This is a genomic window from Propioniciclava soli (assembly GCF_038502305.1).
In the GTDB taxonomy this organism is placed as follows: Bacteria; Actinomycetota; Actinomycetes; order Propionibacteriales; family Propionibacteriaceae; genus Propioniciclava; species Propioniciclava soli.
Window position 1 is genome coordinate 3,438,839 of the sequence record NZ_CP115965.1, and the last position, 26,546, is coordinate 3,465,384.

General features: G+C 72.7%; 26 protein-coding genes. 14 read left to right on the forward strand and 12 right to left on the reverse strand.

Features of this window, described 5'->3' with window-relative positions; all coding sequences use genetic code 11:
• The first annotated feature begins 7 nt into the window (after positions 1–7).
• Positions 8–1,423, forward strand: coding sequence for a HAMP domain-containing sensor histidine kinase (locus PCC79_RS15560; RefSeq protein ID WP_342372369.1), 1,416 nt, complete (start codon positions 8–10; stop codon positions 1,421–1,423).
• Between the two features lie 16 nt (positions 1,424–1,439).
• On the opposite strand, the gene PCC79_RS15565 is transcribed toward PCC79_RS15560, so the two are convergent.
• On the reverse strand, positions 1,440–2,063 hold the full coding sequence (locus PCC79_RS15565) for a response regulator transcription factor (RefSeq protein WP_342372370.1): 624 nt from the start codon (positions 2,061–2,063) through the stop codon (positions 1,440–1,442).
• Entirely contained in the window at positions 2,060–3,283 is a 1,224-nt protein-coding gene (locus PCC79_RS15570; protein ID WP_232547160.1) for a sensor histidine kinase, read from the reverse strand. Before PCC79_RS15570 ends, PCC79_RS15565 begins: the two co-directional genes overlap by 4 nt.
• Positions 3,284–3,368: 85 nt before the next feature.
• Between PCC79_RS15570 and PCC79_RS15575 the strand changes: the two genes are divergently transcribed.
• Positions 3,369–4,706 (forward strand): MATE family efflux transporter, encoded by a 1,338-nt coding sequence (locus PCC79_RS15575; RefSeq protein WP_232547159.1) that lies wholly within the window; start codon positions 3,369–3,371, stop codon positions 4,704–4,706.
• A gap of 129 nt (positions 4,707–4,835) precedes the next feature.
• Positions 4,836–5,819 (forward strand): LacI family DNA-binding transcriptional regulator, encoded by a 984-nt coding sequence (locus PCC79_RS15580; RefSeq protein ID WP_232547158.1) that lies wholly within the window; start codon positions 4,836–4,838, stop codon positions 5,817–5,819.
• A 65-nt stretch (positions 5,820–5,884) separates the two neighbouring features.
• Here PCC79_RS15580 and PCC79_RS15585 read toward each other — a convergent pair whose 3' ends face one another.
• Positions 5,885–6,088: a cold-shock protein gene (locus PCC79_RS15585; RefSeq protein ID WP_232547157.1), complete on the reverse strand. Its 204-nt coding sequence runs from the start codon at positions 6,086–6,088 to the stop codon at positions 5,885–5,887.
• A gap of 346 nt (positions 6,089–6,434) precedes the next feature.
• Between PCC79_RS15585 and PCC79_RS15590 the strand changes: the two genes are divergently transcribed.
• From PCC79_RS15590 to PCC79_RS15600, 3 genes are all read left to right on the forward strand, one after another.
• The gene (locus tag PCC79_RS15590) at positions 6,435–7,982 is read left to right on the forward strand and encodes a M23 family metallopeptidase (protein ID WP_342372371.1); all 1,548 of its coding nucleotides are present in this window, start codon (positions 6,435–6,437) and stop codon (positions 7,980–7,982) included.
• Positions 7,983–8,018: 36 nt separating this feature from the next.
• A complete protein-coding gene (locus tag PCC79_RS15595) occupies positions 8,019–8,267 on the forward strand; it encodes a hypothetical protein (RefSeq protein WP_232547155.1) in 249 nt (82 codons plus the stop codon).
• A gap of 93 nt (positions 8,268–8,360) precedes the next feature.
• Positions 8,361–9,767 (forward strand): sodium:proton antiporter, encoded by a 1,407-nt coding sequence (locus PCC79_RS15600; RefSeq protein WP_342372372.1) that lies wholly within the window; start codon positions 8,361–8,363, stop codon positions 9,765–9,767.
• On the opposite strand, the gene PCC79_RS15605 is transcribed toward PCC79_RS15600, so the two are convergent.
• From PCC79_RS15605 to rpsF, 6 genes are all read right to left on the reverse strand, one after another.
• Entirely contained in the window at positions 9,758–10,708 is a 951-nt protein-coding gene (locus PCC79_RS15605; RefSeq protein ID WP_342372373.1) for a DUF4349 domain-containing protein, read from the reverse strand. The genes PCC79_RS15600 and PCC79_RS15605 overlap by 10 nt on opposite strands.
• Positions 10,709–10,799: 91 nt before the next feature.
• A complete protein-coding gene (locus PCC79_RS15610; RefSeq protein ID WP_232547152.1) occupies positions 10,800–11,627 on the reverse strand; it encodes a DUF3152 domain-containing protein in 828 nt (275 codons plus the stop codon).
• Between the two features lie 77 nt (positions 11,628–11,704).
• Positions 11,705–12,151, reverse strand: a complete 447-nt coding sequence (rplI, locus tag PCC79_RS15615; RefSeq protein WP_342372374.1) for a 50S ribosomal protein L9 — start codon at positions 12,149–12,151, stop codon at positions 11,705–11,707.
• A 15-nt stretch (positions 12,152–12,166) separates the two neighbouring features.
• Positions 12,167–12,403: a 30S ribosomal protein S18 gene (gene rpsR / locus PCC79_RS15620; RefSeq protein ID WP_232547150.1), complete on the reverse strand. Its 237-nt coding sequence runs from the start codon at positions 12,401–12,403 to the stop codon at positions 12,167–12,169.
• A 97-nt stretch (positions 12,404–12,500) separates the two neighbouring features.
• Entirely contained in the window at positions 12,501–13,043 is a 543-nt protein-coding gene (locus PCC79_RS15625; RefSeq protein ID WP_342372375.1) for a single-stranded DNA-binding protein, read from the reverse strand.
• Between the two features lie 103 nt (positions 13,044–13,146).
• Entirely contained in the window at positions 13,147–13,440 is a 294-nt protein-coding gene (gene rpsF / locus PCC79_RS15630; protein ID WP_232547148.1) for a 30S ribosomal protein S6, read from the reverse strand.
• Between the two features lie 210 nt (positions 13,441–13,650).
• Between rpsF and PCC79_RS15635 the strand changes: the two genes are divergently transcribed.
• Genes PCC79_RS15635 through PCC79_RS15645 form a run of 3 tightly spaced genes read left to right on the forward strand, consistent with a single transcriptional unit; the run spans position 13,651 to position 17,115 of the window.
• Positions 13,651–15,000, forward strand: coding sequence for a M20 family metallopeptidase (locus PCC79_RS15635; protein ID WP_232547147.1), 1,350 nt, complete (start codon positions 13,651–13,653; stop codon positions 14,998–15,000).
• Positions 15,001–15,044: 44 nt separating this feature from the next.
• Complete coding sequence (locus tag PCC79_RS15640; RefSeq protein ID WP_342372376.1) at positions 15,045–16,676, forward strand: AbgT family transporter; 1,632 nt, start codon at positions 15,045–15,047, stop codon at positions 16,674–16,676.
• Between the two features lie 40 nt (positions 16,677–16,716).
• Positions 16,717–17,115, forward strand: coding sequence for a globin (locus PCC79_RS15645; protein WP_269778955.1), 399 nt, complete (start codon positions 16,717–16,719; stop codon positions 17,113–17,115).
• A 382-nt stretch (positions 17,116–17,497) separates the two neighbouring features.
• Here PCC79_RS15645 and PCC79_RS15650 read toward each other — a convergent pair whose 3' ends face one another.
• The 3 genes from PCC79_RS15650 to PCC79_RS15660 are packed head-to-tail and all read right to left on the reverse strand — an operon-like array spanning position 17,498 to position 20,657.
• Positions 17,498–18,268, reverse strand: a complete 771-nt coding sequence (locus tag PCC79_RS15650) for a hypothetical protein (RefSeq protein ID WP_342372377.1) — start codon at positions 18,266–18,268, stop codon at positions 17,498–17,500.
• On the reverse strand, positions 18,261–18,821 hold the full coding sequence (locus PCC79_RS15655) for an RNA polymerase sigma factor (protein ID WP_342372378.1): 561 nt from the start codon (positions 18,819–18,821) through the stop codon (positions 18,261–18,263). The genes PCC79_RS15650 and PCC79_RS15655 overlap by 8 nt, the downstream gene beginning before the upstream one ends.
• Positions 18,822–18,848: 27 nt before the next feature.
• Positions 18,849–20,657, reverse strand: coding sequence for a long-chain fatty acid--CoA ligase (locus tag PCC79_RS15660; protein ID WP_342372379.1), 1,809 nt, complete (start codon positions 20,655–20,657; stop codon positions 18,849–18,851).
• A gap of 121 nt (positions 20,658–20,778) precedes the next feature.
• On the opposite strand from PCC79_RS15660, the gene PCC79_RS15665 reads away from it, so the two are divergent.
• From PCC79_RS15665 to PCC79_RS15685, 5 genes are read left to right on the forward strand one after another with little or no spacing between them, the layout of a single operon-like run.
• Entirely contained in the window at positions 20,779–21,717 is a 939-nt protein-coding gene (locus PCC79_RS15665; RefSeq protein ID WP_342372380.1) for an aminoglycoside phosphotransferase family protein, read from the forward strand.
• 42 nt (positions 21,718–21,759) lie between these two features.
• Positions 21,760–22,140 (forward strand): ACT domain-containing protein, encoded by a 381-nt coding sequence (locus tag PCC79_RS15670; protein WP_232547140.1) that lies wholly within the window; start codon positions 21,760–21,762, stop codon positions 22,138–22,140.
• Positions 22,137–22,955: a deoxyribonuclease IV gene (locus PCC79_RS15675; RefSeq protein ID WP_342372381.1), complete on the forward strand. Its 819-nt coding sequence runs from the start codon at positions 22,137–22,139 to the stop codon at positions 22,953–22,955. Before PCC79_RS15670 ends, PCC79_RS15675 begins: the two co-directional genes overlap by 4 nt.
• Before the next feature lie 44 nt (positions 22,956–22,999).
• Positions 23,000–25,060, forward strand: a complete 2,061-nt coding sequence (gene pta, locus PCC79_RS15680; protein WP_342372382.1) for a phosphate acetyltransferase — start codon at positions 23,000–23,002, stop codon at positions 25,058–25,060.
• Positions 25,061–25,089: 29 nt separating this feature from the next.
• Positions 25,090–26,277: an acetate kinase gene (locus tag PCC79_RS15685; RefSeq protein ID WP_342372383.1), complete on the forward strand. Its 1,188-nt coding sequence runs from the start codon at positions 25,090–25,092 to the stop codon at positions 26,275–26,277.
• Positions 26,278–26,546 lie beyond the last annotated feature (269 nt).

Here is a 26,546-nt window from a genome sequence, read left to right on the forward strand (position 1 = left end):
GATCCGGTTGCGCCGGCTCTTCAGCAACGCCCACCGCCCCCTGCAACAGCGCCTCGCCCTCCTCATCGCGTCCGCCGTGGCGGGGGCCGTGGCCACCACCGCCGTCGCCGCCTACTTCCTCACCCTCCTGACCGTCTACGACCAGCTCGACAACGAGCTCGTCGACGTCGCCTCGATCTTCTCCGGGCGTCTGGTGGAGGACCTGGAGAACATGGGCGGCATCGATCCGGCAGCCCTGCAGGCCGCGAACACCACCATCGTGCTCGTCCGTGCCGACAATCACGTCATCACCGGGCCCGGCGGGCAGACCACGCTGGAGCCCGGCGCCGACGAGCTGGCCATCGCCCGGACGGGCATGGGCTGGTCGTCGCGGACCGGGCCCAACACCGCCGGAGCGCCCATGCGGATCGTGGCCGTCCCCCTCGTGGACGCCGGCGTCCAGTACGCCCTCGTGCTCGGCCGCCCGCTCGACCCGACGCTGGCGATCCTGCGCACCACGGGGTTCGCGTTGGTGCTGTTCGGTGGGCTCGGCGCCACCGTGGCCGCACTCTCCGGTTACGGCATCGCCAAGTCCGGCATCCAGCCCATCCGCAAGTTGTCGGACGCCGTGGCCTCCATCGCCGCGACCAACAAGCTCACCCCCATCGAGATCCAGGGCGACGACGAGGTGGCCGATCTCGGCCGCTCGTTCAACCGGATGCTCAAGGCGCTCGACAGCTCGCGCGAGCGCCAGCGACGGCTCATCGCGGACGCCGGCCACGAACTCCGCACGCCCCTGACCTCGATGCGCACCAACGTCGAGCTGCTGGTGGCCGACGAGCGCCAGGGCATGCTCCCCGAGGGCGCCCGGGCTGACATCCTGCGCGACGTCGCCGGGCAGCTCGGGGAGTTCACCACGCTGGTGGGTGACCTCGTGCAGCTCTCTCGCGAGGAGACCGTGCAGGCCGCACCCGAACCCGTCGACCTGCGCGACGTGGTCGAGAACGCCCTCGAACGCGTCCGGCGCCGCGGGCCGGGCATCATGTGGGACGTCGAGCTCGACCCCCTCTACCTGATGGGCGAGCCCGACGCGCTCGAGCGGGCCGTGACCAACCTGCTCGACAACGCGGTGAAGTTCTCCCCGCCCGGAGGCACCATCCACGTTCACCTCGAGGGCGACCGCCTCCGCGTCTCCGACCAGGGCCCGGGCATCGCCGAGGAGGACCTGCCCCACGTGTTCGAGCGCTTCTACCGCTCCCAGCACGCCCGCACCACGCCCGGCTCGGGCCTCGGGTTGTCGATCGTCGCCCAGACCATCCAGGCGCACGGCGGCTGGGTGAAGGCCGGCCGCTCGGCCGAGGGTGGGGCGGAGTTCGTCGCCCGCTTCCCCGGCAGCCCCACACCGCCGGCGGTGGAGCCGGCCGAGGAGGCGGCGTCCGAGTAGTCGGGGTGACCGACGCTCAGCCGAGCAGGCCGTGGTGCCGCGCGGCCGCGACGGCGGCGGTGCGGGAATCGGCGTCGAGCTTGCCGAAGGCGTGGACGAGATGGGTCTTGACCGTGCCCTCGGAGATGAACAGGCGCCGGGCGATCTCCTTGTTCGCCAAGCCGTCGGCCACCAGGCGGAGCACGTCGATCTCCCGGGCACTCAGCTGCGGGACGCCGCGGGCCATCCGGTCGACGACGCGGCCCTCCAGTTCGGGGCTGAGCACGAGGCGTCCGGCGGCGGCGTCCGCGATGCCGCGCACGATGGCCGCGGGCTCGGCGTCCTTCAGCAGGTAGCCGGCAGCGCCGGCCAGCACGGCGCGCGCGATGTCGGAGTCGTTGTCGTAGGTGGTGAGGATCAGCACGGCCGGGCCCGGGCCGGGGCCCTTCCGCAGCGCCGCCGTCACCCCGACGCCGTCGAGTCCCGCGCCGAGGCGCAGGTCGCACAGGACGACATCGGGCGCGTGCGCGGCGACCAGCGCCAGCGCCTCCTCCCCGGACGCCGCCGCCCCCACCACGCTCAGGCCGGGTTCGGACGCGAGCAGCGCCTGCAGCCCGGAGCGCACCACCGGGTGGTCGTCGACCACGAGCACCCGGATCACGGCCGCGTCCCCTGTCCGGAGGGCAGGGCATCCCCCGGCAATGGCAGGTGCGCCGAGACGGCCGTGCCGCCGCCCGGCTCGCTCTCGATCGCCAGGCCACCGCCCAGCTCGACGAGGCGCTCGCGCAGCGCCCGGAGGCCGTAGCCCCCCTCGAGGGTGGCGGCACCCAGCCGGGTCGGGTCGAACCCGACGCCGTCGTCGACGACGTCGAGCCGGACGGTCTCGCCGCTGCGGCTCAGCTCGACGGCGACGCGTCCCGGGCGGGCGTGGGCGCGGACGTTGGCCAGCGCCCCCTGCGCCACGCGCAGGAGGGCGACCTCGGTGGCGGTGCCGAGGCGAGGCAGGTCGGGGTCGATGGTCACCGACGCGGTCGCGCCGACGGCGTCCGCCGCCTCGCCGGCCAGCCGACGCAAGGGGGCCGCCAGGCCACCCGCGCTCGTCTCCTCGGGGGCCAGGGCGTAGACGACGCGGCGGGCGTCGGCGAGGTTCTGCGACGCGGTGGCCTCGATGCGCTCGATCAGAGCGGCGGTGCGGGCGGCGTCCGGCTCCCGCCCGGCCGCGCGGGCCAGCAGGATCACCGAGCTGAACCCCTGGGCCAGGGTGTCGTGGATGTCGTGGGCGAGGCGCGCCCGCTCGGCCTGGACGCCGGCCTCGCGCTGCGCGGCCGCCGTCGCCTCCTGCGCCACGAGCACCTCACCGACGAGCCGGCGGTGCTCGGCGGCCTCGTGTTCGAAGCGCAGGACGCCGCGCGCGATGCCGAGCGCCACGAGGGCGCCGATGACCGGGCCGAGGACGGCGGCGGGCGCGTCGTTGCCGGCCATGGCCAACGCAGTGACGATGGCGGCGAGCGTCACGGCCGTGAGCAGGAGGGCGCCCAGCAGTGGCAGGACGGCCGCCGCCAGCAGCCACAGGGGGAACGCCACCCACAGGTACTCGGGGGCGTGCAGGATCAGCCAGGTAACGCCGGCGAACAGCACGGCCACCCACACGGCGCGGCCGCGGGCGCCAAGGCGCCCGTGCCCGGCGAAGCCGACCGCGAACACGGCCAGCACCGCGCCGGACGCGGCCACCACCGGCCAGCTGGCCCCGCGGCCGGCCGCCAACGCCGTGGCCAGCACGAGCAGGCCGACGAACAGCACGGCCTGGCCGAGCCGCAGCCACCACGCCGCCGACCAGGCCGGGGCGGCCGGGGCGGCGTCGGAGGAGGTGGGCCGGGTCACACGGCCACGGTAGCCGGGGCCTGCGTGCGCGCGCCGCCCTGCCGCGCGCAACCCTCCTTCGGTAGAGGTCCTACCCTTGGGCACCGTGCCCGATCCCGCCGCCCCGCCCCCACCGATGGGCACCCCCCGCGCCCATCGCCGCGAGGTGCTGGCCCTGGCCGTGCCGGCGTTCGCCACGCTGGTCGCCGAGCCGCTGCTGCTGCTGGCCGACACGGCCATCGTCGGCCACCTCGGCACCGCGGAGCTCGCCGGGCTCGGGATCGCCGGCAGCCTCATGGGATTGCTGACCGGGTTGTGCGTGTTCCTCGCCTACGCGACCACGGCGACCGTGGCCCGCCGGCTCGGCGCCGGCGACCACCGCGGGGCGCTGGCAGGCGGCATCGACGGCATGGCGCTCGCCGCGCTGATCGGCGCAGCGCTGACGCTGGCGCTCCAACTGGGCCTGGACGCCGTCGTCGGCCTCTACGGCGCCCCGCCCGCCGTGGCGCTGCAGGCGGTGGCCTACCTGCGCGTCGTGACCTTCGCGTTCCCGTTCCTGCTCATCATGCTGGCCGCCACCGGCGTGCTCCGCGGGCTGCAGGACACGCGGACGCCGCTGGTGGTGGTCGTCGCGCTCAACCTCACCAACGTGGCCCTCACGCTCACGTTCGTCCACGGCTTCGGGTTCGGCATCCGCGGTGCGGCGTGGGGCACCCTGCTCGCGCAGTCGGCGGCGTCGCTGCTGTTGGCGGGCGTGGTCGTTCGCGGCGCCCGGCGGTCGGGCGTCCCGCTGCAGGTGCGTGGGGCGGGCGTCCTGCGGGCGGCCCGGTCGGGAGGCTGGCTGGTGGTGCGGACGCTCGCGCTGCAGGCGTCCGTGACCGTGACGACCGTGATCGCCACCCGCATGGGCACGACCACGCTCGCCGCCCACCAGGTGGTGAATTCTCTGTGGGTGTTTCTCGCGTTTGCCCTCGACGCCATCGCGATTGCGGCCCAAGCCATCATCGGCCGGTGGCTCGGGGCCGGGGACGCCTCGGCCGTCCGCGTTCTCACCGCGATGATGGTGCGCTGGGGCGTCGGGTTCGGGGTGCTGCTGGGGTTGGCGCTGGCCGCGGCGAGCCCGTGGCTGGGGGTGCTTTTCAGCCCCGACCCCACCGTCGTGGCCCTCGTGGCCCGCACCGCGCTCGTGCTCGCGGCGCTGCTGCCGCTGGCGGGGCTGGTCTACGTGCTCGACGGCGTCCTGATCGGCGCCGGGGACACCCGCTACCTCGCGCTGGCCGGCCTGGCCGTCACGGTCGTGTACGTGCCCCTCGCCCTGGCGGTGGACGCCGCGGGCGCCGGCCTGGTGTGGCTGTGGGTGGCCTACGGAGTGTCGATGCTCGGCCGCGGTGTCGCGCTGGGCGTCCGGGCCCGGGGCGTCGCCTGGCAGCGGCTCGGCGTGTGAGGTGGCCGGCGACACGTGTGGCCCCAGGACGGCGGGGTCGAGTTGCCCGCCGAGTCCTGCGTCCGCTGGCCCGGGGTCGAGCGACGCGCTACGCTCCGCCTGAATCGTCACACCTCCGGGAGGCTTGCCATGGTTGAGCGCCGCGTCACCGTGAAGGACGTGGCCAAGCGCGCCGGGGTCTCCCAGGCCACGGTCAGCTACGTCCTCAACGAGACCGCCGGGCAGACCATCACCCCAGCCACGCAGGAGCGCGTCCGCGAAGCCGCCCGCGACCTCGGCTACACCCCGTCGCGCACCGCACGCGCCCTGCGCTCGGGCCGCTCCGATCTCGTCCTGCTTCTGCTGCCGGACGCCCCCGTCGGGGAGAACCTGGCCCGCATGACCGAGCGCTTCACCGACGCCATGGACGCCCACGGCTTCCTGGCTGTCTCGCGGCGCAAGCGCACCGGGCAGGACATGGGGCACCTCGTCGCCGAGATCGGCCCCGCCGCCGTGCTGTGCCTGGGCGAGCTCGGCCCGGAGGACGAGGGGTGGGCGTCGGCGCCGTCCCTGCCGATCGTGCTGCTCGGTGAGGGGCCCGGCGGGGCCCTGGGCGAAACCTCCTACGCGCACGACGCGATGGCGATGCGGCAGGTGGACCACCTGGCCGACGCGGGCCACCGGCGCATCGGCTTCGCCCGGCCCCGCTCGGCCCAGTTCACCGTGTACGCCGAGCCGCGCGCCGAGGGCGTCCGACGGCGCTGTGCCGAACGCGGGCTGGCCGAGCCCGTCGAGGTGGAGCTCGGGCTCACCGGTGAGGACGCCGTCGCGGCCGTCGCGGCGTTGCGCGGGGCGGGCGTCACGGGCGTGGCGGCCTACAACGACGAGTACGCGATCGCGGTGCTGGCGGGGCTGCGGTTGAGCGGGCTCACGGCCCCGACCGATCTCGCGGTGATCGGGATCGACAACATTCCCCTGGCGGCGCTCACCCATCCGCCGTTGACGAGTGTCGCGCTCGACCTCAACTCGGGGATCGACCGGGCCACCGCCGCCATCTTGACGGGGCTCGGCATCCCCACCGATCCGCCGCCGCCCAGCGATCCCTTCCGGGTCGTGGTGCGGGCCTCCGCCTGAGACGACCGGCCCGAAAATGCGGAACGCCGCGGCCCCACGGGCCGCGGCGTTCTTCTGAGGTCAGCTCAGAGGGGCGTGATGTTGCTGGCCTGAAGCCCCTTCGCACCCTGCTCGGTGTCGAACTCCACCTTGTCACCCTCGTTGAGCGAGCGGAAGCCGCGCGAGTTGATGGCGGTGAAGTGCGCGAAGACGTCGGCCGAGCCGTCGTCGGGGGAGATGAAGCCGTAGCCCTTGTCCGGGTTGAACCACTTCACGGTTCCGGTTGCCATGGATCCTGCTTTCGTTGTGTTGCGTGACTCCCCATGGGACAGGGGGTCCAGGATGAGCTCGACGCTGAAGCACACACGTGCGGCCAAACATCAACCTGCCAAGAGTCTACACCGCCGGGCACCCCGCTCCGTGCGATTTCGCGGCTAGCCAACGGCCAGTTCCACCCCTCCGGGCGGACGGGCCCCCGGCCGAACCCCCTCCCAGCCCGCCTCGGGATCCGAGGGCCGCGGAAGATTGAATTGCGTCCCCCTCGGGGGACTGGACTTCTGGGGCCCGGTGAGGGAAGCTTCGAGCAGCAGTTCCGTCCGGGGCCTTCCCCCCCGCCCGGCCTAGCCCAAGGAAGCCATGTCACGCGTTCACGCTCGCTCACGGCGAGAAGTGCCACCCCGGCGCGTCGCTGCTGTTCGCCCTGCTCTCGCCGTCTCCGTCATCGCCGCGTCCAGCCTTCTGCTGGCGCCCCTGGCCGCTGCGGCCACCGGGACCCCCTCGGTGGCGGCGCCGGCGCCGCGTCCGGTGGCTGAGCGTGCCACCCCCGGCACGTCGAGCACGCCGTTGCGGGCCAGCTACGCCGAGGTCGACTCCTACGCCGCACAGCTCCTGGCCTCCCAACGCGCCCTGCCGCTGACGGGTGGTTCGGGCGACCTGAGCATGGCCGACGGCTTCGTGGCCACGGGCGCGAGCGGGCTGCCGCGGCCCGCCGGGATGCTGCTGGGAGGCGTGCCGTCGCTGAGCGTGTTCGACCCGACGACCGGGACGCTGCTCACCGGTGATGCCGCCGCCCGGTACTTCGGTACCGCCAACCCGTTGGCCCTGGCCCGCTACATGTCCCCGGTGCCCGGGCCGATCACCTCGGCCTACGGCATGCGGTTCCACCCCATCCTGAAGTACTCCCGCATGCACAACGGCTCGGACATGACCGCCGCCTGCGGCACCCCCGTCGTCGCCATGGCCGACGGCACGGTGACGCGCTCGGCGTCCGCCGGCGGTTACGGCAACCTCGTCGAGATCGACCACGGCACGGTGGACGAGGACCGTCTCACCACGCGCTATGCCCACCTGTCGGTGCTCGGCGCCGCGGTGGGTGACCGCGTCACGCGCGGGCAGGTGATCGGCCTCTCTGGCACCACCGGGCTGTCCACCGCCTGCCACCTGCACTTCGAGGTGCTCATCAACGGGCACTTCGTCGACCCCGCCGGTGTGCTCGCGGGCGCCCCGCACGCGCAGCTGATGGGCATGGCGCGCCGCTCGGTGCCCACCACCGCCACCCTGACGCAGCTCCCGACCACGCGGGTCACCCCGCCGAGGGCGCCGTCCAGCTCGCTGCCCACGCCGGTCGTGACGCCGCAGCCGGCCGCCCCGGTGCCGGCCCCGGGAGCGGACGTGACGCCCGATCCCGCCACCCCCCCCCCCACGCCCGACCCGGGCGCGCCGGTGACGCCCAGCCCCACGCCGACGCCCACGCCCGATCCGGCGCAGCCGGGCGACCCATTGCCGCCATGCCCCCCGGAACCCACGCCCACCGATCCCGCGCCTCCGACCGATCCCGCCGACCCGGGTGCCCCCGGTGAGAACGTCCCGGCGCCGCAGCCCACCTGCACGCCGGTCCCGGATCCCTCCGGTGAGCCGACCCCGCCCACCGACGGCTCAACGCCGACGCCGGACCCGACTCCCGAGCCCACGCCGGAGCCGACGCCGGAGCCCAGCCCCGACCCGACCCCGACGCCCTCGGCGTCGCCGAGCTCGGACGCCTCCGCTGCTCCGGTGACTCCGACCGCCCTCGCACCGGCCTTGCGGAGTGCCTCCGCGAGCCCCTCTGCCACCGCCACCCCGTCCAACTCGGCGACCCCGACCGCGTCGGCCACGCCGACCGCCTCGGCCACCCCCACGCCGTAGCCGGGTCGACGGGGGCGCCCGGGCTAGGATTCGGGCATGCCCGAGACCCGCAAGCACCACCCGGTGGCGCGCGACGACCTGGATCGCGCGATCCAGGCTGCGCTCGGTGAGAACCCGCGCCCGTTCACGCCCGGTGAGGATCCCACGGCCCCGCCACCCGGCAGCGAGCCGGAGGCGTTCCGCCCGGGTCACCTGCCGCCGACGTCCGCGCTCGGCTCGTTCACGTTTGCCCCGCTCGAGTCGCCCACCGGGGCGGCGGCTGCCAAGGACGACCCGGCGACGTAACGGCCCTGTTGCAGGCCGCGGAACGGGCCGCGGCGGCGTCCGTGCCCTGCCAGACTTGCTCCATCGCACCCCAACGCGAGGAGACCCGGCATCATGGTCGTCGAATGGTGGAGCATCATCCCGTTCGCGCTGCTGCTCGCGGCCATCGCCATCCTGCCGCTGGTGCCGGCCACCGAGCACGTGTGGGAGCGCAACACGACGAAGCTGACGGTGGCGCTCGTGCTCGCCCTCCCCGTCGCCGCCTGGTTCGTGCTGGCCGGTCACGGCACCGAGATCGCCCACGCGCTGGTGGAGTACGTGCAGTTCATCACCCTGCTCCTCGCCCTGTTCGTCGTGTCGGGCGGCATCTTCCTGCTCGGCGACATCCGCGCCACCCCACGGAACAACACGACCTTCCTGGCGGTCGGCGCCGTGCTCGCGTCCTTCATCGGGACGACGGGGGCGGCGATGCTGCTGATCCGGCCGCTGCTGAACACGAACCGCGAGCGGGCCCACCGCATCCACACCGTCGTGTTCACCATTCTCATCGTGGCGAACTGCGGCGGGCTGTTGACGCCGCTCGGTGACCCGCCGCTGTTCCTGGGGTTCCTGCGCGGCGTCCCCTTCACCTGGACCCTCTCCCTGTTCCCCGAGTGGCTCTTCGTCAACGGACTGCTGCTGCTCACCTACTACGCCCTCGACCGCCGGGAGTACGCCCGCGAGACCCCCGAGGCCCTCGCGTGGGACGCCGGCGCGCAGCGTCCGCTGGGCATCGCCGGGGGCCTGAACTTCGCCTTCTTCGCCCTGATCATCGTGGCGGTGGCGTTCGTGCCGTCGGTCGACCTGCACGCCATCGAGGCCGGCCACGCTGCCTGGACGGCGTGGGTGCCGTGGCGCGAGTTGATGTTCCTGACAGCGGCGGCCCTCTCGTTCGCGCTCGGCGACTCCGACGTGCGGTTCCGGCTCAACCAGTTCACCTGGGGGCCCATCGGCGAGGTCGCCGCGTTGTTCGTCGGCATCTTCGTCACGATGGTGCCCGCCCTGATCTACCTCGCGCAGGTCGCGCCGTCGCTGCCGCTGAACCGGGTGACGTTCTTCGTGTTCTCCGGCGGGCTCTCGGCCGTGCTGGACAACGCGCCCACCTATGCCACCTTCTTCGAGATGGCGGCCCAGCTGCCTGGCGAGCCGCGCGTCGCCGACGTGCCCGAGGCCTACCTGGTCGCCATCTCGCTGGGCGCCGTGCTGTGCGGGGCGATCACCTACATCGGCAACGGCCCGAACTTCATGACGAAGTCCGTGGCGGACGCCGCCGGCGTCCGGATGCCGAGCTTCGCCGGCTACGTGCGCTGGACGTTCGTCTTCCTCGTCCCCACCCTGACCGCGCTCGTGTGCCTGTTCATCGCCGAGGGCCTCGTGTGGCGCATCGTCGGCGTGGTGCTGACCTTGGCGCTCGTGGCCCGGGCTGTCTGGGTGGCCCGGAGCCACCAGCCGCCCGAGGCCGTCGCGTCGCCTCAGCCCTGAGTGACGGAGCTGGCCCCGGATGTCTCTCCCGACGCCTCGGCCTCCCCGGGTGCGGTGGCGGCGGCAGCGGCGTCCCGGCGCGTCCGGCGGCGGCGTACGAACCAGACCACCGGCGCCGCGATGAGCAGCGCCACCACCGCGAACGGCAGCAGCGCGCCGACGACGACGAGCAGCAGCCGGGCGGAGGCGCCGAGGGCGTCCCAGCCACCGAGCAGGCCGGCCCACAGCGGGTTGGCCGACGCCGTGGCGGGGGCGGTGAGCGCCACGTCGACGCTGGCCCGCTGCGTGATCGACGCGTAGTACGCCTGCTGGGAGCGCAGCACCTCAAGCTCCGACTGGCGGCTGGCGAGCTCCTTCTCCACCGTCGCGATCTCCGCCACCGTGCCGGCCCGCTCCATCAGCGCCTCCACGCGGGCGATGGAGGCCTCGAGGCTCCGGATGCGGGCATCGACGTCGACGACCATGTCGGTCACGTCGGCGGCCAGGATCGATCGGTTCAGCAGGGTGCCGACCGTGGCGAGGTCGTCGAGGGTGGCGTCCAAGGCGTCGGCGGGCACCGACAGCGTCAGGTGGGCCTCACTCGGCCGCGTGCCGTCCTGCTGCATGCCGAGGTACTCACTGGCGATCCAGCCGGAGCGGTGGGCCGCGATGTCGCGGACGCGCTGCGCCGCGGCCGCCGCGTCCGGCGTCGCCACGGTGACGGACGCCGACCGCGCCACTTGCCGCTGGGCACGCTCGTCCCCGGCCCCGACGGGTGCCCCGCCGCTGCCCTCCTCGGCGCCGGACGCGTCGGCGGCGTCGCCGGGATACACCTCGCCGACACTCGGTAGCGCCGGCCGGGAGGCGGCGGTGTCGGTGCCTGCCGGGCTCGAACAACCGGCAAGCAGCATCAGGGCGGCGGCCAGGGCGCCGAGGGCCCGGGGCAGTGGCAAGGTGTCCATGACTGCCCCACGCGCCACCCGCCCGGTTCGTGGCGGCCGGTGCGGTCACGAATCGGTCACGAGTCGGGCACGGGCGCTGCCACGGGGTGGGTCAGGTGAGGTGGGGCCAGGCGTTCGGGAGGCAGCCGGCGAGGTCCTTCTCCTGCTCAGCCATCACCGGGGCGGGCTCGCCCGGCGTCGTGCAGAAGCCGACCGCCTGGCCCAGGAACAATCCGACCTGGTGATTGACGAGATAGGCGCGGTACTCGTCGAGGTTGTTGAAGGTCGGCACCATGTAGTGCCACCGGTCGCTGTTGAGCACGATGTGCTGGCCGACCGTGCAGCTCCACAGGCCCTCGGTCGCGGCATCCTCGCCGCACAGGGTGTCCGCGGTGGTCGGCGACGCGATCGTGACCACGAAGGCGAGGCCGGACGCCGCCGCGTCGCTCTGGGCGGTGGCGCCGGCCATCGGCGCCGACCCGAACGGCACGAGCCGGAAGTCGTTGCGGCCGAACCCGGCCCAGCCGCGCGGGTCGTCCAGCGCCGCCTGGACGGCGCGGGCCGCGGCGTCCGGGTCGATGTTCGTCCCGGTCTCGACCTGCAGGGCGTAGGCGTTCGTGGACTCCCCCGCCGTCACCGGGTCGATGGTGAGGCTCGCGCCCGCGAACTCACCGGTGGCCGTCACGTCGGAGCGGTACACCGTGGTGCGGGCCTCGTCGGGGATCGCGACGGGGGTGTAGGTCGGTGCCGGCGCCGGGGCGGGTGATACCGCGTCGGACGCCGCGCCACGCACCGCCTGGAGCCCGAACCCGGCCGCCACCAGCACTGCGGCCAACGCCGCCAGGCCCACCACGCGCTCGGTCGGCCCGATGACCGGGCCGCCGGCGTCGTGCGGACCTTCGTCCAGGGCCTCGACGTCGGGTTCGGGGGCGTCGGTCATGGCGTCAGGATAGGCGAACGCCGGCCGGATCCCGGGGATCCGACCGGCGTGCGCGGTGCGTTGCGTTGCTCGACGCCTCAGGCGGCGACGACCTTCACCGGCAGGTGCGCGGTGACGGCCTCGGTCAGCTTGACGCCGACCTTGTGCTCGCCGACCGTCTTGATCGGCTTGGCGATCTGCACGGCGCGCTTGGCGACGGCGGGGCCGCCGGCCTTCTTGATCGCGGCGGCCACGTCGGCGGCCGTGATCGCACCGAACAGCCGACCCTCGCCGGCGGCGCGGGCCGACAGCTCGACCGACAGGTCCTCGAGCTGACCGCGCAGCTCCAGGGCGTGGCTGTTGTCACGCACGGTGCGGGCCTCGCGGGCCCGGCTGATGCCCTCGATCTGCTTCTCGGCGCCGCGCGTCCAGCGGATCGCGTAGCCCCGGGGCAGGAGGTAGTTGCGGCCGTAGCCGTCCTTGACCTCGACGATGTCACCGGCGATGCCGAGGTGGTCGACGGCGGCAGTCAGGATGAGCTTCATGTCCGACGTCCTTTCTCAGCGAGCGGTCGACGCGTAGGGCAGCAGGGCCACCTCGCGCGCGTTCTTGATGGCGATGGCGACCTTGCGCTGCTCCTGCACGGAGAGGCCGGTCACGCGGCGGGCGCGGATCTTCCCGCGCTCGGAGATGAACTTCCGCAGGGTCGCGGTGTCCTTGTAGTCGACGTGTCCGATCTTGATCGACTTCGCCGGGGCGATCTTCTTCTTGTTCACAGGCTTACGCTGTGCAGCCATTGTGGTGCTCCTTCAAGCGAGCCCGGCACGGGGCCGGAATGACGTGGGTGTGGATGAACGGGTGGCCGACCGGACGCCGCGGCGTCCGAACCGCCGATCAGAACGGGGGCTCGTCGCTCTGCGCGCTGGCCCACGGGTCGTTCTGCGGCTGCTGGGGACGGTTGTTGCTGTAACCGCCGCCCCCGGAGCCACCCTGGCCCTGGTTGTTGTTGGACGACGACCAGGAGTCGCCGCCCCCACCGGAGCCGCCCTGGCTGTAGCCACCGCCGCCGCCACCGCTGGTGCGGTTGACCTTGGCCGTCGCGTAGCGCAGGGAGGGGCCGATCTCGTCGACGTCCACCTCGAACACCGTGCGGCGCTCGCCCTCGCGGGTCTCGTAGGAGCGGCTCTTCAGCCGGCCCTGCACGATCACCCGCATGCCCTTGGTGAGCGTCTCGGCCACGTTCTCGGCGGCCTGGCGCCACACAGCGCAGTTGAGGAACATGGCGTCGCCGTCCTTCCACTCGTTCGTCTGGCGATCGAACGTGCGGGGGGTGGACGCCACCGTGAAGTTGGCGACCGGAGCCCCGGACGGGGTGAAGCGCAGCTCAGGATCGGCGGTCAGATTGCCGACGAGCGTGATGGTGGTTTCGCCTGCCATGGATGTCTCCGAAATCGGTCGTGATGAGTGAGTTCTGGGTCAGTCTCGCAGGCCCCGCCGAGGCGGCGGTAGCGTCCGCGACCAACCCTGTGGAGAACTCGCGTCAGTGGTGCAGATCGGGGCGCAGCACCTTCGTGCGCATGATCTGCTCGTTCAGCGTGTACTGGCGATCGAGCTCCTTGACGACGTCCGGCTCGGCGGTCACGTTGATGACCGAGTAGACGCCTTCGGACTTCTTCTGGATGTCGTACGCCAGCCGGCGACGGCCCCAGTGCTCGATGTTGTCCACCGTGCCACCCGCGGCCTTCAGGCCTTCGAGCGGCTTCTCGACGACGCCGGCGACCTGGCGGTCATCGACGTCGGGGTGCACGATCACCATGATCTCGTAGGAACGCATACGTGTATCCCCACCTCCTCTGGTCTGGCGGCCACGGGGACTTCCCGGGGCAGGAGGGCATATGCCGGTGCCTCCCGAAGGACGCACCAACGGCCCATGCTACTCCACGCTCCGGAGGGCGGGCCAATCGGCGCCCCACCACGTGACGCCGCCCCGGGTTCACATGATCGCAACACCCCGCGCACCCCGATCTGGCTAGGGTGCCTTTCCGTGAGTTCCCCCACGACGCCGAGCACCCCGTCCGCCTTCTACTCCGAGCAGACCGCCCGGGAGACCGAGGATCGACGCTGCGCCGCCGGCCGGCTCACGTCCGACTTCGCCGGCGCCCCCGAGGACGCCCACGCCGCACTTGAGCGCGCCGTCGCCGACGTCCACCCGGCCGTGGCCGAGCTGGCCGCCGCCCTGCACGCCGACCCCGAGACCGCGTTCGCCGAGCACCGCAGCGTCGCCCGGATCGCCGACCTGCTCGAGCGCGAGGGCCAGGCGGCCAGCGTGGGCGTCCACGGCCTCGACACCGCACTGCGGGCCGAGTTCACCGCTGGCGAGGGCGGGCGGACCGTGGCGCTGCTCGCCGAGTACGACGCCCTGCCCGAGATCGGCCACGCCTGCGGCCACAACGTCATCGCCGGGGCGGCCGTGGGTGCGTTCCTGGCGCTGCGGCGGCTCGCCGAGGCCCACCCGGACGCCGTCCGTGGCCGCGTCGTGCTGCTCGGCACGCCGGCCGAGGAGGGCCACACCGGCAAGGAGTACCTCGCCCGCGAGGGCGCCTTCGACGGGCTCGACGCCGCGATCATGCTGCATCCCTACGGCTACGACCTGGCCGACCAGGCCTGGCTCGGACGCCGCACCGCCCGGCTCACGTTCACCGGGGTGACGGCCCACGCCTCCGCCGAGCCGTTCATGGGCCGCAACGCGCTGGACGCCGCCACGCTCTTCTACACCGGGCTCGGGTTGCTGCGGCAGCAGATGCTGCCGGTGGACCGCGTCCACGCCGTCATCACCGACGGTGGCACGCGGCCGTCCATCATCCCCGAGACGGCCTCGCTGCAGCTCTACGTTCGCTCCAAGTACACCGAGAGCCTCGTCGATCTGTCCGCCCGCGTCAACGACCTCGCGCACGGCGCAGCGCTCATGGCCGGCGTGGGCGTCCAGCTCGAATGGGACTCCCACCCGCCCTCGCTCCCCGTCCGCAGCAACGGCCCGCTCACCGGGCGGTGGGCCCAAGCCCAGGCGCGGCGCGGACGCCAGGCGCTGCCGTTCGGCGTCGTGCCCGAGACGCTCGCCGCGTCCACCGATTTCGGCAACGTCAGCCTGCGCGTCCCCGGCATCCACCCGCTGCTCAAGATCGCCGACTCCTCTGTCGCCCTCCACACCCGCGCGTTCGCCGACGCCGCCGGCTCGGACGCCGCGCAGGACGCCGTGGCCGACGGCGCCTACGGGCTCGCTGCGACCGCGCTGGACTTCCTCACCGACGACGCCCTGGCCGCCGCCGTGGCCGAGGACTTCGCCGCCGCCGGTGGCGTCGTCGACGTCGAGCACCTCTTCGACGACCTGACCTAGCCCCATCCGTCCCCCCTGATTCCCCACCGACCGAGGAGGCCCCCATGACCCACGGCACCGTCGAGAAGCGCACGCTCAGCGACCGCCTGCTCTCCGGGCTCGAGGCGGCAGGCAACAAGCTGCCGCAGCCCTTCAACCTGTTCCTGTGGCTGTTCGGCATCGTCGGCGTCGTCGGCACGATCGCGGCGTGGGCGGGTGTGAGCGTCCAGGTGCCCGGGGCCGAGGAGGTCACGCCCGTCCGCGGGCTGTTCACCGGCGAGGGGCTGGCGTGGTTCACGGCCAACCTCGGGCCGAACTACCTCGGCTTCCCGCCGCTCGTGACGGTGCTGCCGATCCTGCTCGCCATCGGCATCGCGGAGAAGACCGGCTTCCTCTCCGCGGCGATCCGGGCGGCCATCGGCTCGGCGCCGCGCTGGCTGCTGCCCTACATGGTCGGCTTCCTGGGCGTCGTCGGCTCGATCATGGCCGATTCGGTGTTCGTCATCCTGCCGCCGTTGGCCGCGCTGGCCTTCGCCGCGGTCGGACGCCACCCCGTCGCCGGGCTGCTCGGCGGGTTCGCGGCGGCCGGCGCCGGCTACTCGACGTCGATCTTCCCGACCTCGCTGGATGCCCTGTTCGCCGGCATCACCAACGCGGTGCTGCCGACCGTCCCGACCGTCGAGGCTGCCGCCGCCCCGGTGAACCCCGTGTCGAACTACTACTTCAACATCGTCGCCGCCCTGCTGCTCAGCCTCATCGCCGGGTTCATCATCGACAAGGTGATCGAGCCGCGCCTCGTCCGCACCGGCGTCCCCACCACGCCGCAGGCGTCCGACCCCGGCGCACCCACCACCCACACGATCGACGACGAGGGCAACGAGGTCGTCGTCGACACCGCGGCGGAGGTCAACCACGCCCTCACCGCCGACGAACGCCGCGGGCTGGTGATGGGCGGGCTCGCGGTCCTGGGCGTCGGCGTCGTGATGCTGGCCGCCACGCTGGTCCCGTTCTCCCCGTGGCGCAACGAGGCCGGCGGCTTCCTGCCGCGCTCGCCGCTGCTGAGCTCGATCGTGTTCATCGTGTTCACGCTCTTCGCCGTCGGCGGCTACGTCTACGGCCGCAGCGCGCGCACCATCGAGGGCTTCAACGACGTGCCGCGCCTGATGGGCCTGGCGCTGAAGGACATGATCCCGTTCCTGGTGCTCGCCTTCGTGATGGGCCAGTTCATCGCGCTGTTCAACTGGTCGGGCATCGGCTCGTGGATCGCCGTGGCTGGCGCGGACGGCCTCGAGGCCACCGGGCTCACCGGTTTCGGCGTCATCGTGCTGTTCATCCTGCTGTGCTCGCTGCTGAACCTGTTCATCATCTCCGGGTCGGCGATGTGGACAATCATGGCCGCGGTCTTCGTGCCCATGTTCGGGCTGGTGGGCTTCGAACCGGCGTTCGTGCAGGCCGCGTTCCGCATCGGCGACTCCGCCACCCAGGTCATCACACCCATGAACCCGTACATGATCGTGCTGCTCACCTACCTGCGGAGGTACTCCCCGCAGGCCGGGTTCGGTTCGCTGATGTCGGGCATGGTCCCGTTCGTCGTGCCGTTCTGGTTGGGCTGGCTGGCCCTGCTGTTCGTCTTCTACTCCCTCGGCCTGCCGCTCGGGCCGGGCAATGACATCTTCATCGAGGAGTTGCGTCGTTGACGCGACCGCCGGCGGGGGTGGGAATGGGGCGTCTGCCACCATGGACGCCGTGACGGCATCGTTCTACGACCGGGTCGGCGGCCACGCGACCTTCGTGGCCCTCGTCGACCGCTTCTATGCCGGGGTGGCCGACGACCCGCCGCTGCGCGCGCTCTACCCGGAGGAGGACCTGGGCCCGGCCGCCGCCCGGCTGCGCATGTTCCTCGAGCAGTACTGGGGCGGCCCGAAGACCTATGGCGAGACCCGGGGCCACCCCCGTTTGCGGCTGCGCCACGGCCCGTTCGCCGTGACGCCCACCCAGCGGGACCGCTGGCTGTTCCACATGCTGGCCGCCGTCGACAGCCTCGAACTGCCCGCGGCTGAGGACGCCGAACTCCGCGAATATTTGGTGCGCGCCGCGCACTTCCTGGTGAACACCCCGGACGACCCCGAGGCCTGAGCCACAGGCGTCCGGGGGCTGAGCCGCGGGCGTCCAAGGCTGCGCCGTAGGCGTCCTGGGCACGAGCCGTAGGCGTCCTGGGCACGGGCAGCGGGCGCGAGAGTCGTGAGCCGCCCACGTCCGGCGTACTTCGCTCTTGTTCCCTGGCCGGGCTCCCCGCACGGAGCCGCGCTCCTCGTCGTCCTGGGCCACTTCGCTCCCCGAACGTGGCGGTGCTCTCCGGACATAGCGCTGCTCTCATGCGCCAAGCACTCCGCTCCCCTGCCGTAGCAGGGCTCTTCGTGCACGAAGAGCCCCGCTACGGCCAAGGAGCGAAGTGATGTCCCCAGGGCGTGGGCCCCCGTGGGCGAGACCGGGCGCGGCGGACCAGTCGGGGCCGGGGTCAGGAGGAGGGGCAGCCGGGGGTGTCCATGGCGCGCAGGAGGGTGTCGGCGTCGTTGAAGCGGACGCCCACGGCGCAGCGCGGGTCGAAGCCCGGCACCTCGTGGATGGTCGCCCCGACGGGCAGGAATGTCGCGGTGCCGTCCGGCCAGGGGCCGGGCACCGTGCGCGTGCCGTCCTCGGAGATCTCGATGATCGAACACCGCACCTCACCCAGCACCGCCCCCAACCCGGCCACCGGCTCGTCCGCAGCCCACGCGTAGGTGCGCCCGTCCCAGTCCAGCACGGCAACGAAGTTGACGATGCCCCCCACCGGCGGCCCCGCCGTCGGGCAGGCGACGGGCTCGGAGGCCCCGGTGTCACCCGACGCGGTGACGTCGCCCTGCGATGCGTCCGCGGAATCCACCCCGGTGCCAGCGTTGTCGCTGGCCTCGGCGTCGTCCTGCGTCGGTGCACCCCCGCGGGCGACTGCGGATTCCGACCGTGCGGAGGCCGCCCCGGGCACCGCGCTGAAGCGGTCGCCCCCCTGCAGCAGGAACCCGGCGGGCACCACCAGCACGACGGCGGCGGCCGCGGCGGCGAGCAGGATGCGACGCCGGCGGCGGGCGCCCAGGTCGACCGGACGCACCGCTTGCGCCCGCAGGTCGTCCGGGTCGAGCGGAGCGGCGTCGACGTCGGCGGCCCGGGACGCCAACGCAGCGCGCAACGCCTCCTCGGCGCGGTCGGTCCCCCCGTCGCGGGCGTCGCCGACGAGCCGCAGGTGGTCAGGCATGGTCATCCTCCCCCAGGTGGGCGCGCAACCGGGCGAGCGCCCGGTGCACGTGTGAACGCGCGGTGGCCTCGGGGCAACCGAGGGCCGCGCCGATGTCGGCGAAGGTGGCGTCCGACCAATAGCGCAGCACCACGGCGGTGCGCTGGGCCGGCGGGAGTTCCCCGATGAGATCCCAGGCGACCTCGGCGTCGGTCACGGCCTCCTCCAGCGGACGCCCGTCGGCACGGACGTCCTCCGGCTCGGCGACCGGGACGAGGCGACGCCCCTTGCGCCACCGCGACACCGCGGCATTGGCGATCGAGCGGTGCACGTAGGCGTCCACCGAGCCCGCCGCCGCGACCTGCGCGTACCGCGGGAACAGCCCGACCAGTGCGTCCTGCACGGCGTCGCGGGCGTCCTCGGGGTGCCGCGTCACCAGGTAGGCGAAGCGCTGGAGCGCGACGGAGCGTTCCCGCACGTAGGCGTCGAACGTCTGCGGCTCAACCGCCCGCTCGTCGGGTTCCATGTCCCGGGCCACCTCCAGCGTCACACCCGTCCCACGCGTGCGGGCCACGCGGCGTTGCAGCGTGGTCGGGCGCGATCAGTCCTTCTTGCCCCGCACGTCCTGGACGCGGGCGTACATGTCCTCGATCAGCGCGGCGAAGCGCTCCTCGACCTGGCGGCGCTTCACCTTCAGGGTCGGGGTGAGCAGCCCGTTGTCCATCGTGAACTCGTCCCAGGCGACGCGCAGGTCCTTGATCTGCTCCTGCGAGGGCAGCCGCTCGGTGAGGACGGCGACGCGACGCTTGATCTCGGCGACGATCTCGGGCGCGTGAACGAGCTCGGCGGCGTCCGCGGCGGCGATCTGCAGCTGGGACGCCAGCTCCTCCAGCGCCGGCGGCGAGGGACGCACGAGCAGGGTGACGTAGGGCCGGTTGTTGCCCAGCACCACGGCGTGTTCGAACAACGGGTCGGCGAGGATCAGGCCCTCGATCGGAGCGGGGGCGATGTTCTTGCCGCCCGAGGTGACGATGATGTCCTTCAACCGGTCGGTGATGACGAGGTAACCGTCGGTGTCGACGTAGCCGACGTCGCCGGTGTGCAGCCAGCCCTCGTCGTCGACGGCCGCGGCGCTGGCGTCGGGGTTGTTCCAGTAGCCCCGCATGACGTTGGGGCCGCGGTACAGCACCTCGGACTCCTCACCGATGCGCACCTCCCCGCCGTCGATGATGCGCCCCACCGTGCCGAACTTGAACGCCGCCGGCGCGTTGAACGAGATCAGCGGGGAGGCCTCCGTGAGCCCGTAGCCCTGGCACAGCAGCATGCCGGCGGCACCGAAGAATTCCTCGATCTCCGGCCGCAGGGGGGCGCCGCCACAGGCCATGACCGTCTTGGGGCCGCCGAGGGCGTCGCGGATGGAGGTGAAGACCAGCTTGTCGGCGAGCCGCAGCTGGGCGCGCACCGAAGCCGAGGGGCGGCGTCCCTGCCGGAAGGCGTGCTGGGCGCGGACGCCCACGCCCATCGCCCACGCGAAGATCTTCTTCTTCGCCGGAGAGCCGGCCACCCGCTCGTGGACCGTCAGGAACACCTTCTCGTACAGGCGCGGCACCGAGACGAACATGGTGGGCCGGGCGATGACGAGCTGGTCGGCCACCGTGCGGGCATCCGCCACATAGGTGTTGAGGCACCCCGACATGAGCACCTTGAACGTCCAGGCCCGCTCCAGGGCGTGGGAGAGCGGCAGGAAGGCCAGCGAGCTGTCCTCGGCCGTGATGGTGAAGAACGAGTCGAGCGCATCGAGCTCGTAGGTGAAGCCGGTGTGCGTCAGCGTGGCGCCGCGCGGGTCGCCCGTCGTGCCCGAGGTGTAGATGATCGAGGCGACGTCGTCGCCGGACGCGTCGGCCAGCCGCTGCGCGACCTCACCCTCGGCCGTGTCGGACGCCGGCGCCGCGAGGATGTCGGCCAAGGTCGTGACGCGCTCGTCCTCACTGTCGGCGTCCTCCATCGTCCACACGCCGCGCAGGTCGGGCAGGTCGTCCCACACCTCGGCGAGCCGGCCGAGCAGGCCGTCGTTCTCGACGACGCCGAACACCGCGCCCGAGTCGGCCAGGATGTGGCGCACCTGGTCGGGCGTGCTCGTCGGGTAGAGCGGCACGACGACGGCGCGGACGGTCAGGAGCGCCAGGTCGACGATCGACCACTCCGGCCGGTTGGTGCTGAACAGCGCGACGCGGTCGCCGGGTTGGACGCCGGCGTCCACCAGGTGCCGGGCGAGGCTGCGGACGCGCCGCTCGACGTCGGCATACGTGAGGGTCTGCCAGTCGTCCCCGCGCAGGATGCGCATCGCGGGTCGGCGCCCGTGGCGGGCGTAGACCTCCGCCATGCGGACGGCAAGATGGGCCTGGTCCATGCGTGAACTCCCTTGTCGTGGCGCCGCGATCGCCCCCGCGGCCGCTCTCCCTGCCCGAGGTTACCGTTCCGTAGGTGCCGGGGTCATCCCGCGCGCTTGCGGCCCCGGGGAGGATGGCCCGGTGAGCACGCCGATCCCGGAGTCCTTCCGCGCCACCGTGGCCGGGCGCAAGCCGGACGCCCGCGGCGCCGGCCCCGGGGGCCCGGTGAGCGGGGACGCGTGGCTCGCCCGCCTGCCGTCGCTCCTGGCCGATCGGCTGGCGGCGTGGGAGCTGGCCCCCGACGGCGACGCGTGGCACGGCGAGTGTGCGCTGGTGGTGCCGGTGCGCCGTGCCTCCGGTGAGCGGGCCGCGCTGAAGCTCACCTGGCCGCACGCCGAGGCGGCGCTGGAGCACCTGGCGCTACGGCACTGGGACGGCGACGGTGCGGTGCGGCTGCTCGCCGCCGACCCCGCCTCCTGGGCCCTGCTGCTGGAGCGGCTCGACGGCGACCGCGACCTGCGCGGCGTCAGCGTGCTGGAGGCCTGCGAGGAGATCGGCACGCTGTTCACCCGGCTGGATCGACCGGCGGCGCCGCAATTCACCACCGCGGCCAGCCACACCGAGCGTTGGCGGCGTGACCTGCTGGCCGGGACTCCCCTGGTGCCCCGCCGGATGACGCAGCAGGCGGCGTCCGAGCTGGCCTCGTTGCTCGTTGACCCCCCAACGAACCGGCTCGTCCACACCGACCTGCACGACGCCAACGTGCTGGCCCCGCTGGACGCCGGCCGCGGTGCCTGGGTGGCCATCGATCCCAAGCCCCTGGCCACCGAGTGGGCCTTCGCGGTCGCGCCGATCGTGTGGAACCGCGCGGACGAGGCCGCCCGCGCCCACAGCCTGCGCGCCCACCTGCGGTTGCGCGCCGACATCGTCACCGACGTGGCCGGCCTCGACGAGGACCGCGTGCGCGCCTGGACCCACGTCCGCCTCGTCCTCAACGCCGTGGACGCCGCCGCCCACGCGCCGGCGTCCGACGCGTTCCGGGCCCGCATGATCGCGCTGGCCAAGGCGTTCGCGTCCTGACGGCCTCGCACCGCGGCCGGTCGCGGCTCGTAGACTCACCCCATGGCCGGCCTGACCAACCTCCACGAGATCCTCGGCGCGCTGCGACCGCGCGTCCGCCCGGGGAGCTACGTGTTCACGACCACGCCCACCCCGCCCGACGTGATCGCGCACGCGCGCATCACCGAGGACGAGGGCACGACATTGGTGGTGGACCGGGACGCGGCCGACGAGCTGGGCCTCGCCTACGACGCCGAGTTCGGCTGGATCACGCTGCAGGTGCACTCCTCGCTGGAGTCCGTGGGGCTGACCGCCGCGGTGACGAACGCGCTCGCCCGCGTCGGCATCTCGTGCAACGTGATCGCCGGCTACTACCACGACCACCTGCTCGTGCCGGTCGAGGACGTCGCGGCGGCCGTCGATGTGCTGGGCGGTCTGGAATGACGGGGGTTGGGTTGAACGGCGCTGTCGTGAATCTGGAGTTCGGCGCACACCTGGGCGCGGACGCGATCGCGAGGGCGTCCGCCCAGGGGCTCGACATCGTGCAGACGTTCCTGGGTGACCCGCAGGCGTTCAAGGGGCACGCCGTGCCGCACGCCGACGGCGCGGCCGGGTTCCGCGCGGAGGCGGAGGCCGCGGGCGTCGGGGTGTTCGTGCACGCGCCATACATCGTCAACGTGGCCACCACGAACAACCGCGTGCGCATCCCGAGCCGGCAGATCCTCGCCAAGCAGGTGCGGATGGCCACGGAGATCGGCGCGCGCGGCGTCATCGTGCACGGCGGCCACCTCGGCGCGAAGGACGACCCGGAGGTCGGCTTCGACAACTGGCGCAAGGCCGTCGAGGGGCTCGAGCTGACCGTGCCGATTCTCATCGAGAACACCGCGGGCGGCACCAACGCCATGGCCCGCCACCTGGAGCGCATCGCGCGGCTGTGGGAGGCCGTCCAGGCGGCCGACGGTGCGGAGAACGTCGGGTTCTGCCTCGACACGTGCCACGCGCACGCCGGCGGGCTCGACCTGGCGACGGTCGTCGCGGACGTCCGCGCCATCACCGGCCGCATCGACCTGGTGCACCTCAACGACTCCCGCGACCCGGCCGATTCGGGCGCCGACCGCCACGAGATCCTCGGCCGCGGCCAGATCGACCCGGACGCGCTGGCCGCCATCGCGCGGGACGCCGGCGCCCCGGTGATCCTCGAGACCTCCGACGCCGTCCCCCACCCCGCGCAGATCGCCTGGGTGCGCGAGCGCCTCTGAGCCGGCCCGCACCGGGGCGGGGGCGGACGCGATAGCCTGAAACGGTGACTCGGAGCATCTACGTGGTGGCCCCCGAAGGCCAGACCGGTAAGTCCATCGTCGCCCTGGGCGTCATCGACGCCCTCACCCGGAACCTCGGCTCGGTGGCCGTGTTCCGCCCGCTCGTGACGTCGGAGGGACGCGACGGCGTCGCCGAGGCGCTGCTCGCCCAGCCCGCCGTCGAGCTCTCCTACGCCGAAGCCGTCGGGGTGACCTACGCCGACGTCCGCGCCGACGCCGACGACGCGCTGGCGACGATCGTCCACAAGTACGGCGAGCTGTCGGAACGCCACGACACCGTCGTCATCGTCGGGTCGGACTACACCGACGTCATCGGCTCCACCGAGCTCACCTTCAACGCCCGCATCGCGGCCAACCTCAACGCACCGGTCGCCCTCGCCGTCTCGGGGCAGGAGCGGACGCCGGAGCAGGTCGTCCAGCTCGCGCAGACCTCGGTGGCCGAGTTCCGCCACCAGCACGCCGGCGTCATCGGCGTGTTCGCCACCCGCGTGCCGGTGGGCGAGGAGGACGCCTACGCCGCGGCCCTCGGCGAGGCGCTGCCGGGCCTGGTGGTCGGCGCGCTGCAGGGCCACCCGCTGCTGACGGCCCCGTCGTTCGACGACCAGGTGGCCGCGGTCGACGGTCGCGTGCTGCACGGGCGTCCGGAGAAGATCGAGCTGGAGAGCCAGAGCGTCCTCGTGTGCGGCATGACGCTGCCCAACGTGCTGGCGCGGCTCCAGCCGGATTCGACGGTGGTCGTGCCCAGCGACCGCTCCGAGCTGATCCCGGGCGTGCTGCTGGCGCACACCTCGGGGGCGTTCCCGCAGCTGACGGGCATGATCCTGGTGGGCGGCTACGAGATCCCCGCCACGGTCAGCGCGCTCATCGACACGGTGCACCACGAGCTGCCGATCGCGCTCACCGACCTCGGCACCTACACGACCGCCGAGCGGCTGTTCAACCTCGAGGGCACGATGACGAGTTCGCCCCGCAAGCTCGAGCTCGGGCGTCGGCTGTTCGACGAGAACGTGGACGCCGCCGCGCTCCTGGCCGCGATGGACGTCGCGCCGTCGAACATCCGGACGCCACTGATGTTCGAGTACCAGCTCACCGAGATGGCCCGCAAGGACAAGCGGAAGATCGTGCTGCCCGAGTCGGGCGACGACCGGATTCTGGAGGCGGCGTCCCTCGTGCTGCGCCGCGGCACGGCCGACATCGTGCTGCTCGGCGACGCCACCGAGATCAAGAACCGCGCGAGCGGGCTCGGGTTCTCCCTGGAGGGCGCCGAGATCGTGTCGCTGGGCTCCCCGGAGCTCGTGGAACGGTTCTCGCAGGAGTACGCGACGCTGCGCGCCAAGAAGGGCGTCACGGTGGAGCAGGCGCGGGAGAAGATGACCGACCCGAGCTACTTCGGCACGATGATGGTGCACCTGGGAATGGCCGACGGCATGGTGTCGGGCGCGGTGAACACCACGGCCAACACGATCCGGCCGTCGCTGGAGTTCATCAAGACGCGCCCCTCGGTGTCGGTGGTGAGTTCGTCGTTCCTCATGTGCATGGCCGACCGGGTGGACGTCTACGGCGACTGCGCCGTCAACCCCGACCCGAGCGCGGAGCAGCTCGCCGACATCGCGATCTCCTCGGCCGAGACGGCCGTCGCGTTCGGCATCACGCCGCGCGTGGCGATGCTGTCGTACTCCACCGGTGAGTCCGGCTCGGGCGCCGACGTCGACAAGGTGCGCGCGGCCACGGAGCTGGTGAAGCAGCGGGCGCCGGAGCTGAAGGTCGAGGGGCCGATCCAGTTCGACGCCGCCGTCGACCCGACCGTGGGCTCGAAGAAGATGCCGGGCTCGGAGGTGGCGGGGCAGGCGACGGTGTTCATCTTCCCCGACCTCAACACGGGCAACAACACGTACAAAGCGGTCCAGCGCTCCGCGGGAGCGCTGGCGGTCGGGCCCGTGCTGCAGGGGCTGAATAAGCCGGTCAACGACCTGTCGCGCGGTGCCCTGGTCGACGACATCGTCAACACCATCGCCATCACGGCCATCCAGGCCCAACACAGCTGACCCCCGACCTGCCGACCTGAGGAGAACTCGTGTCCACGCCCATCCTGCTGCTGAACGCCGGCTCCAGCTCCATCAAGTACCAGGTGATCGACGCCGACGACGAGCGCGTCCTGGCCACCGGCCTGATCGAGCGGATAGGCCAGGAGCTGAGCCGCATCAAGCACACCGTCGGTGACGAGACGTTCACCGAGGAGGAGTCGTACCCGAACCACACCGTAGCGCTCGCCGCCATGGTGACGATGTTCGAGGAGCACGGCCCCGCGCTCGACCAGGTGAAGGCCGTCGGCCACCGCACCGTGCACGGCGGGGACAAGCTCACCCACAGCACGGTCATCGACGACCACGTGATCGAGACGCTGGAGGAGTTGTCGCCGCTCGCCCCGCTGCACAACCCGCCCGGCATCGCCGGCATCCGCGGCGCGCGTCGGGCGCTGCCCAACGTGCCCCACGTGGCCGTCTTCGACACCGCCTTCTTCAGCTCGCTGCCGCCGGAGGCCTACACCTACGCGGTGCCGACCGGCATCGCCGAGCAGTACTCCGTGCGGCGGTACGGCTTCCACGGCACGTCGCACAACTACGTGTCGCACACGGTGGCCGAGACGCTGGGCGTCGACTATGAGTCGTTGAAGCAGATCGTCTGCCACCTGGGCAACGGGGCGTCGATCTCGGCGATCGACCACGGCGTGGCCGTCGACACCTCGATGGGCCTCACCCCGCTGCAGGGCCTGGTGATGGGGACGCGCTCCGGCGACGTCGATCCCGGGCTGATCTTCTACCTGCACCGCGAGGCCGGCTTCAGCGTCGATGCGATCGACAACCTGCTGAACAAGAAGGCGGGCATGATCGGGCTCGCCGGGGCCTCGGACTTCCGCGACATCTCGGCGAAGATCGAGGCCGGCGACGAGCGGGCGAAGATCGCGTTGGACGTCTACATCCACCGGCTGCTGCACTACATCGGCGCCTACATGGCCATCCTGGGCGGCGTCGACACGATCACGTTCACCGCCGGCGTCGGGGAGAACGACCCGGTGATCCGGGCCCGCGTCTGCGAACGCCTCGCTGGGCTGGGCGTGAAACTCGACCCGGAGCGCAACGCCGAGCGCAGCTCGCAGCCACGGGTGATCTCCACCGACGACTCGCCGGTGACCGTGCTCGTCGTGCCGACCAACGAGGAGCTCCAGATGGCCCGGGAGGTCTCCGCAGTCATCGCGGGCTGAGGTTTTCGGGGCTGTCCCGGTGAGCCGGTGACAGGGGCGTGTTTGTGACGCCTCCTCCGGGCGCTGGGATGGGTGTTCCAGCGGCCTGGGGTCACCTGGCGTTCCGCCCTTGTCAGAGGGCGCTCTCCCTCAGCGCACCAGATCTCTTGACGCACCACTTGGCGCACCGTGGTTCCACGTGGCGCACTGCGCTGTCTCTTGGCGCAGCTGAGCTCACGTGGCGGCCCGTCCAAGGCCCTCCACGTGAGCCGCGCTGCGCCACGTGAGGG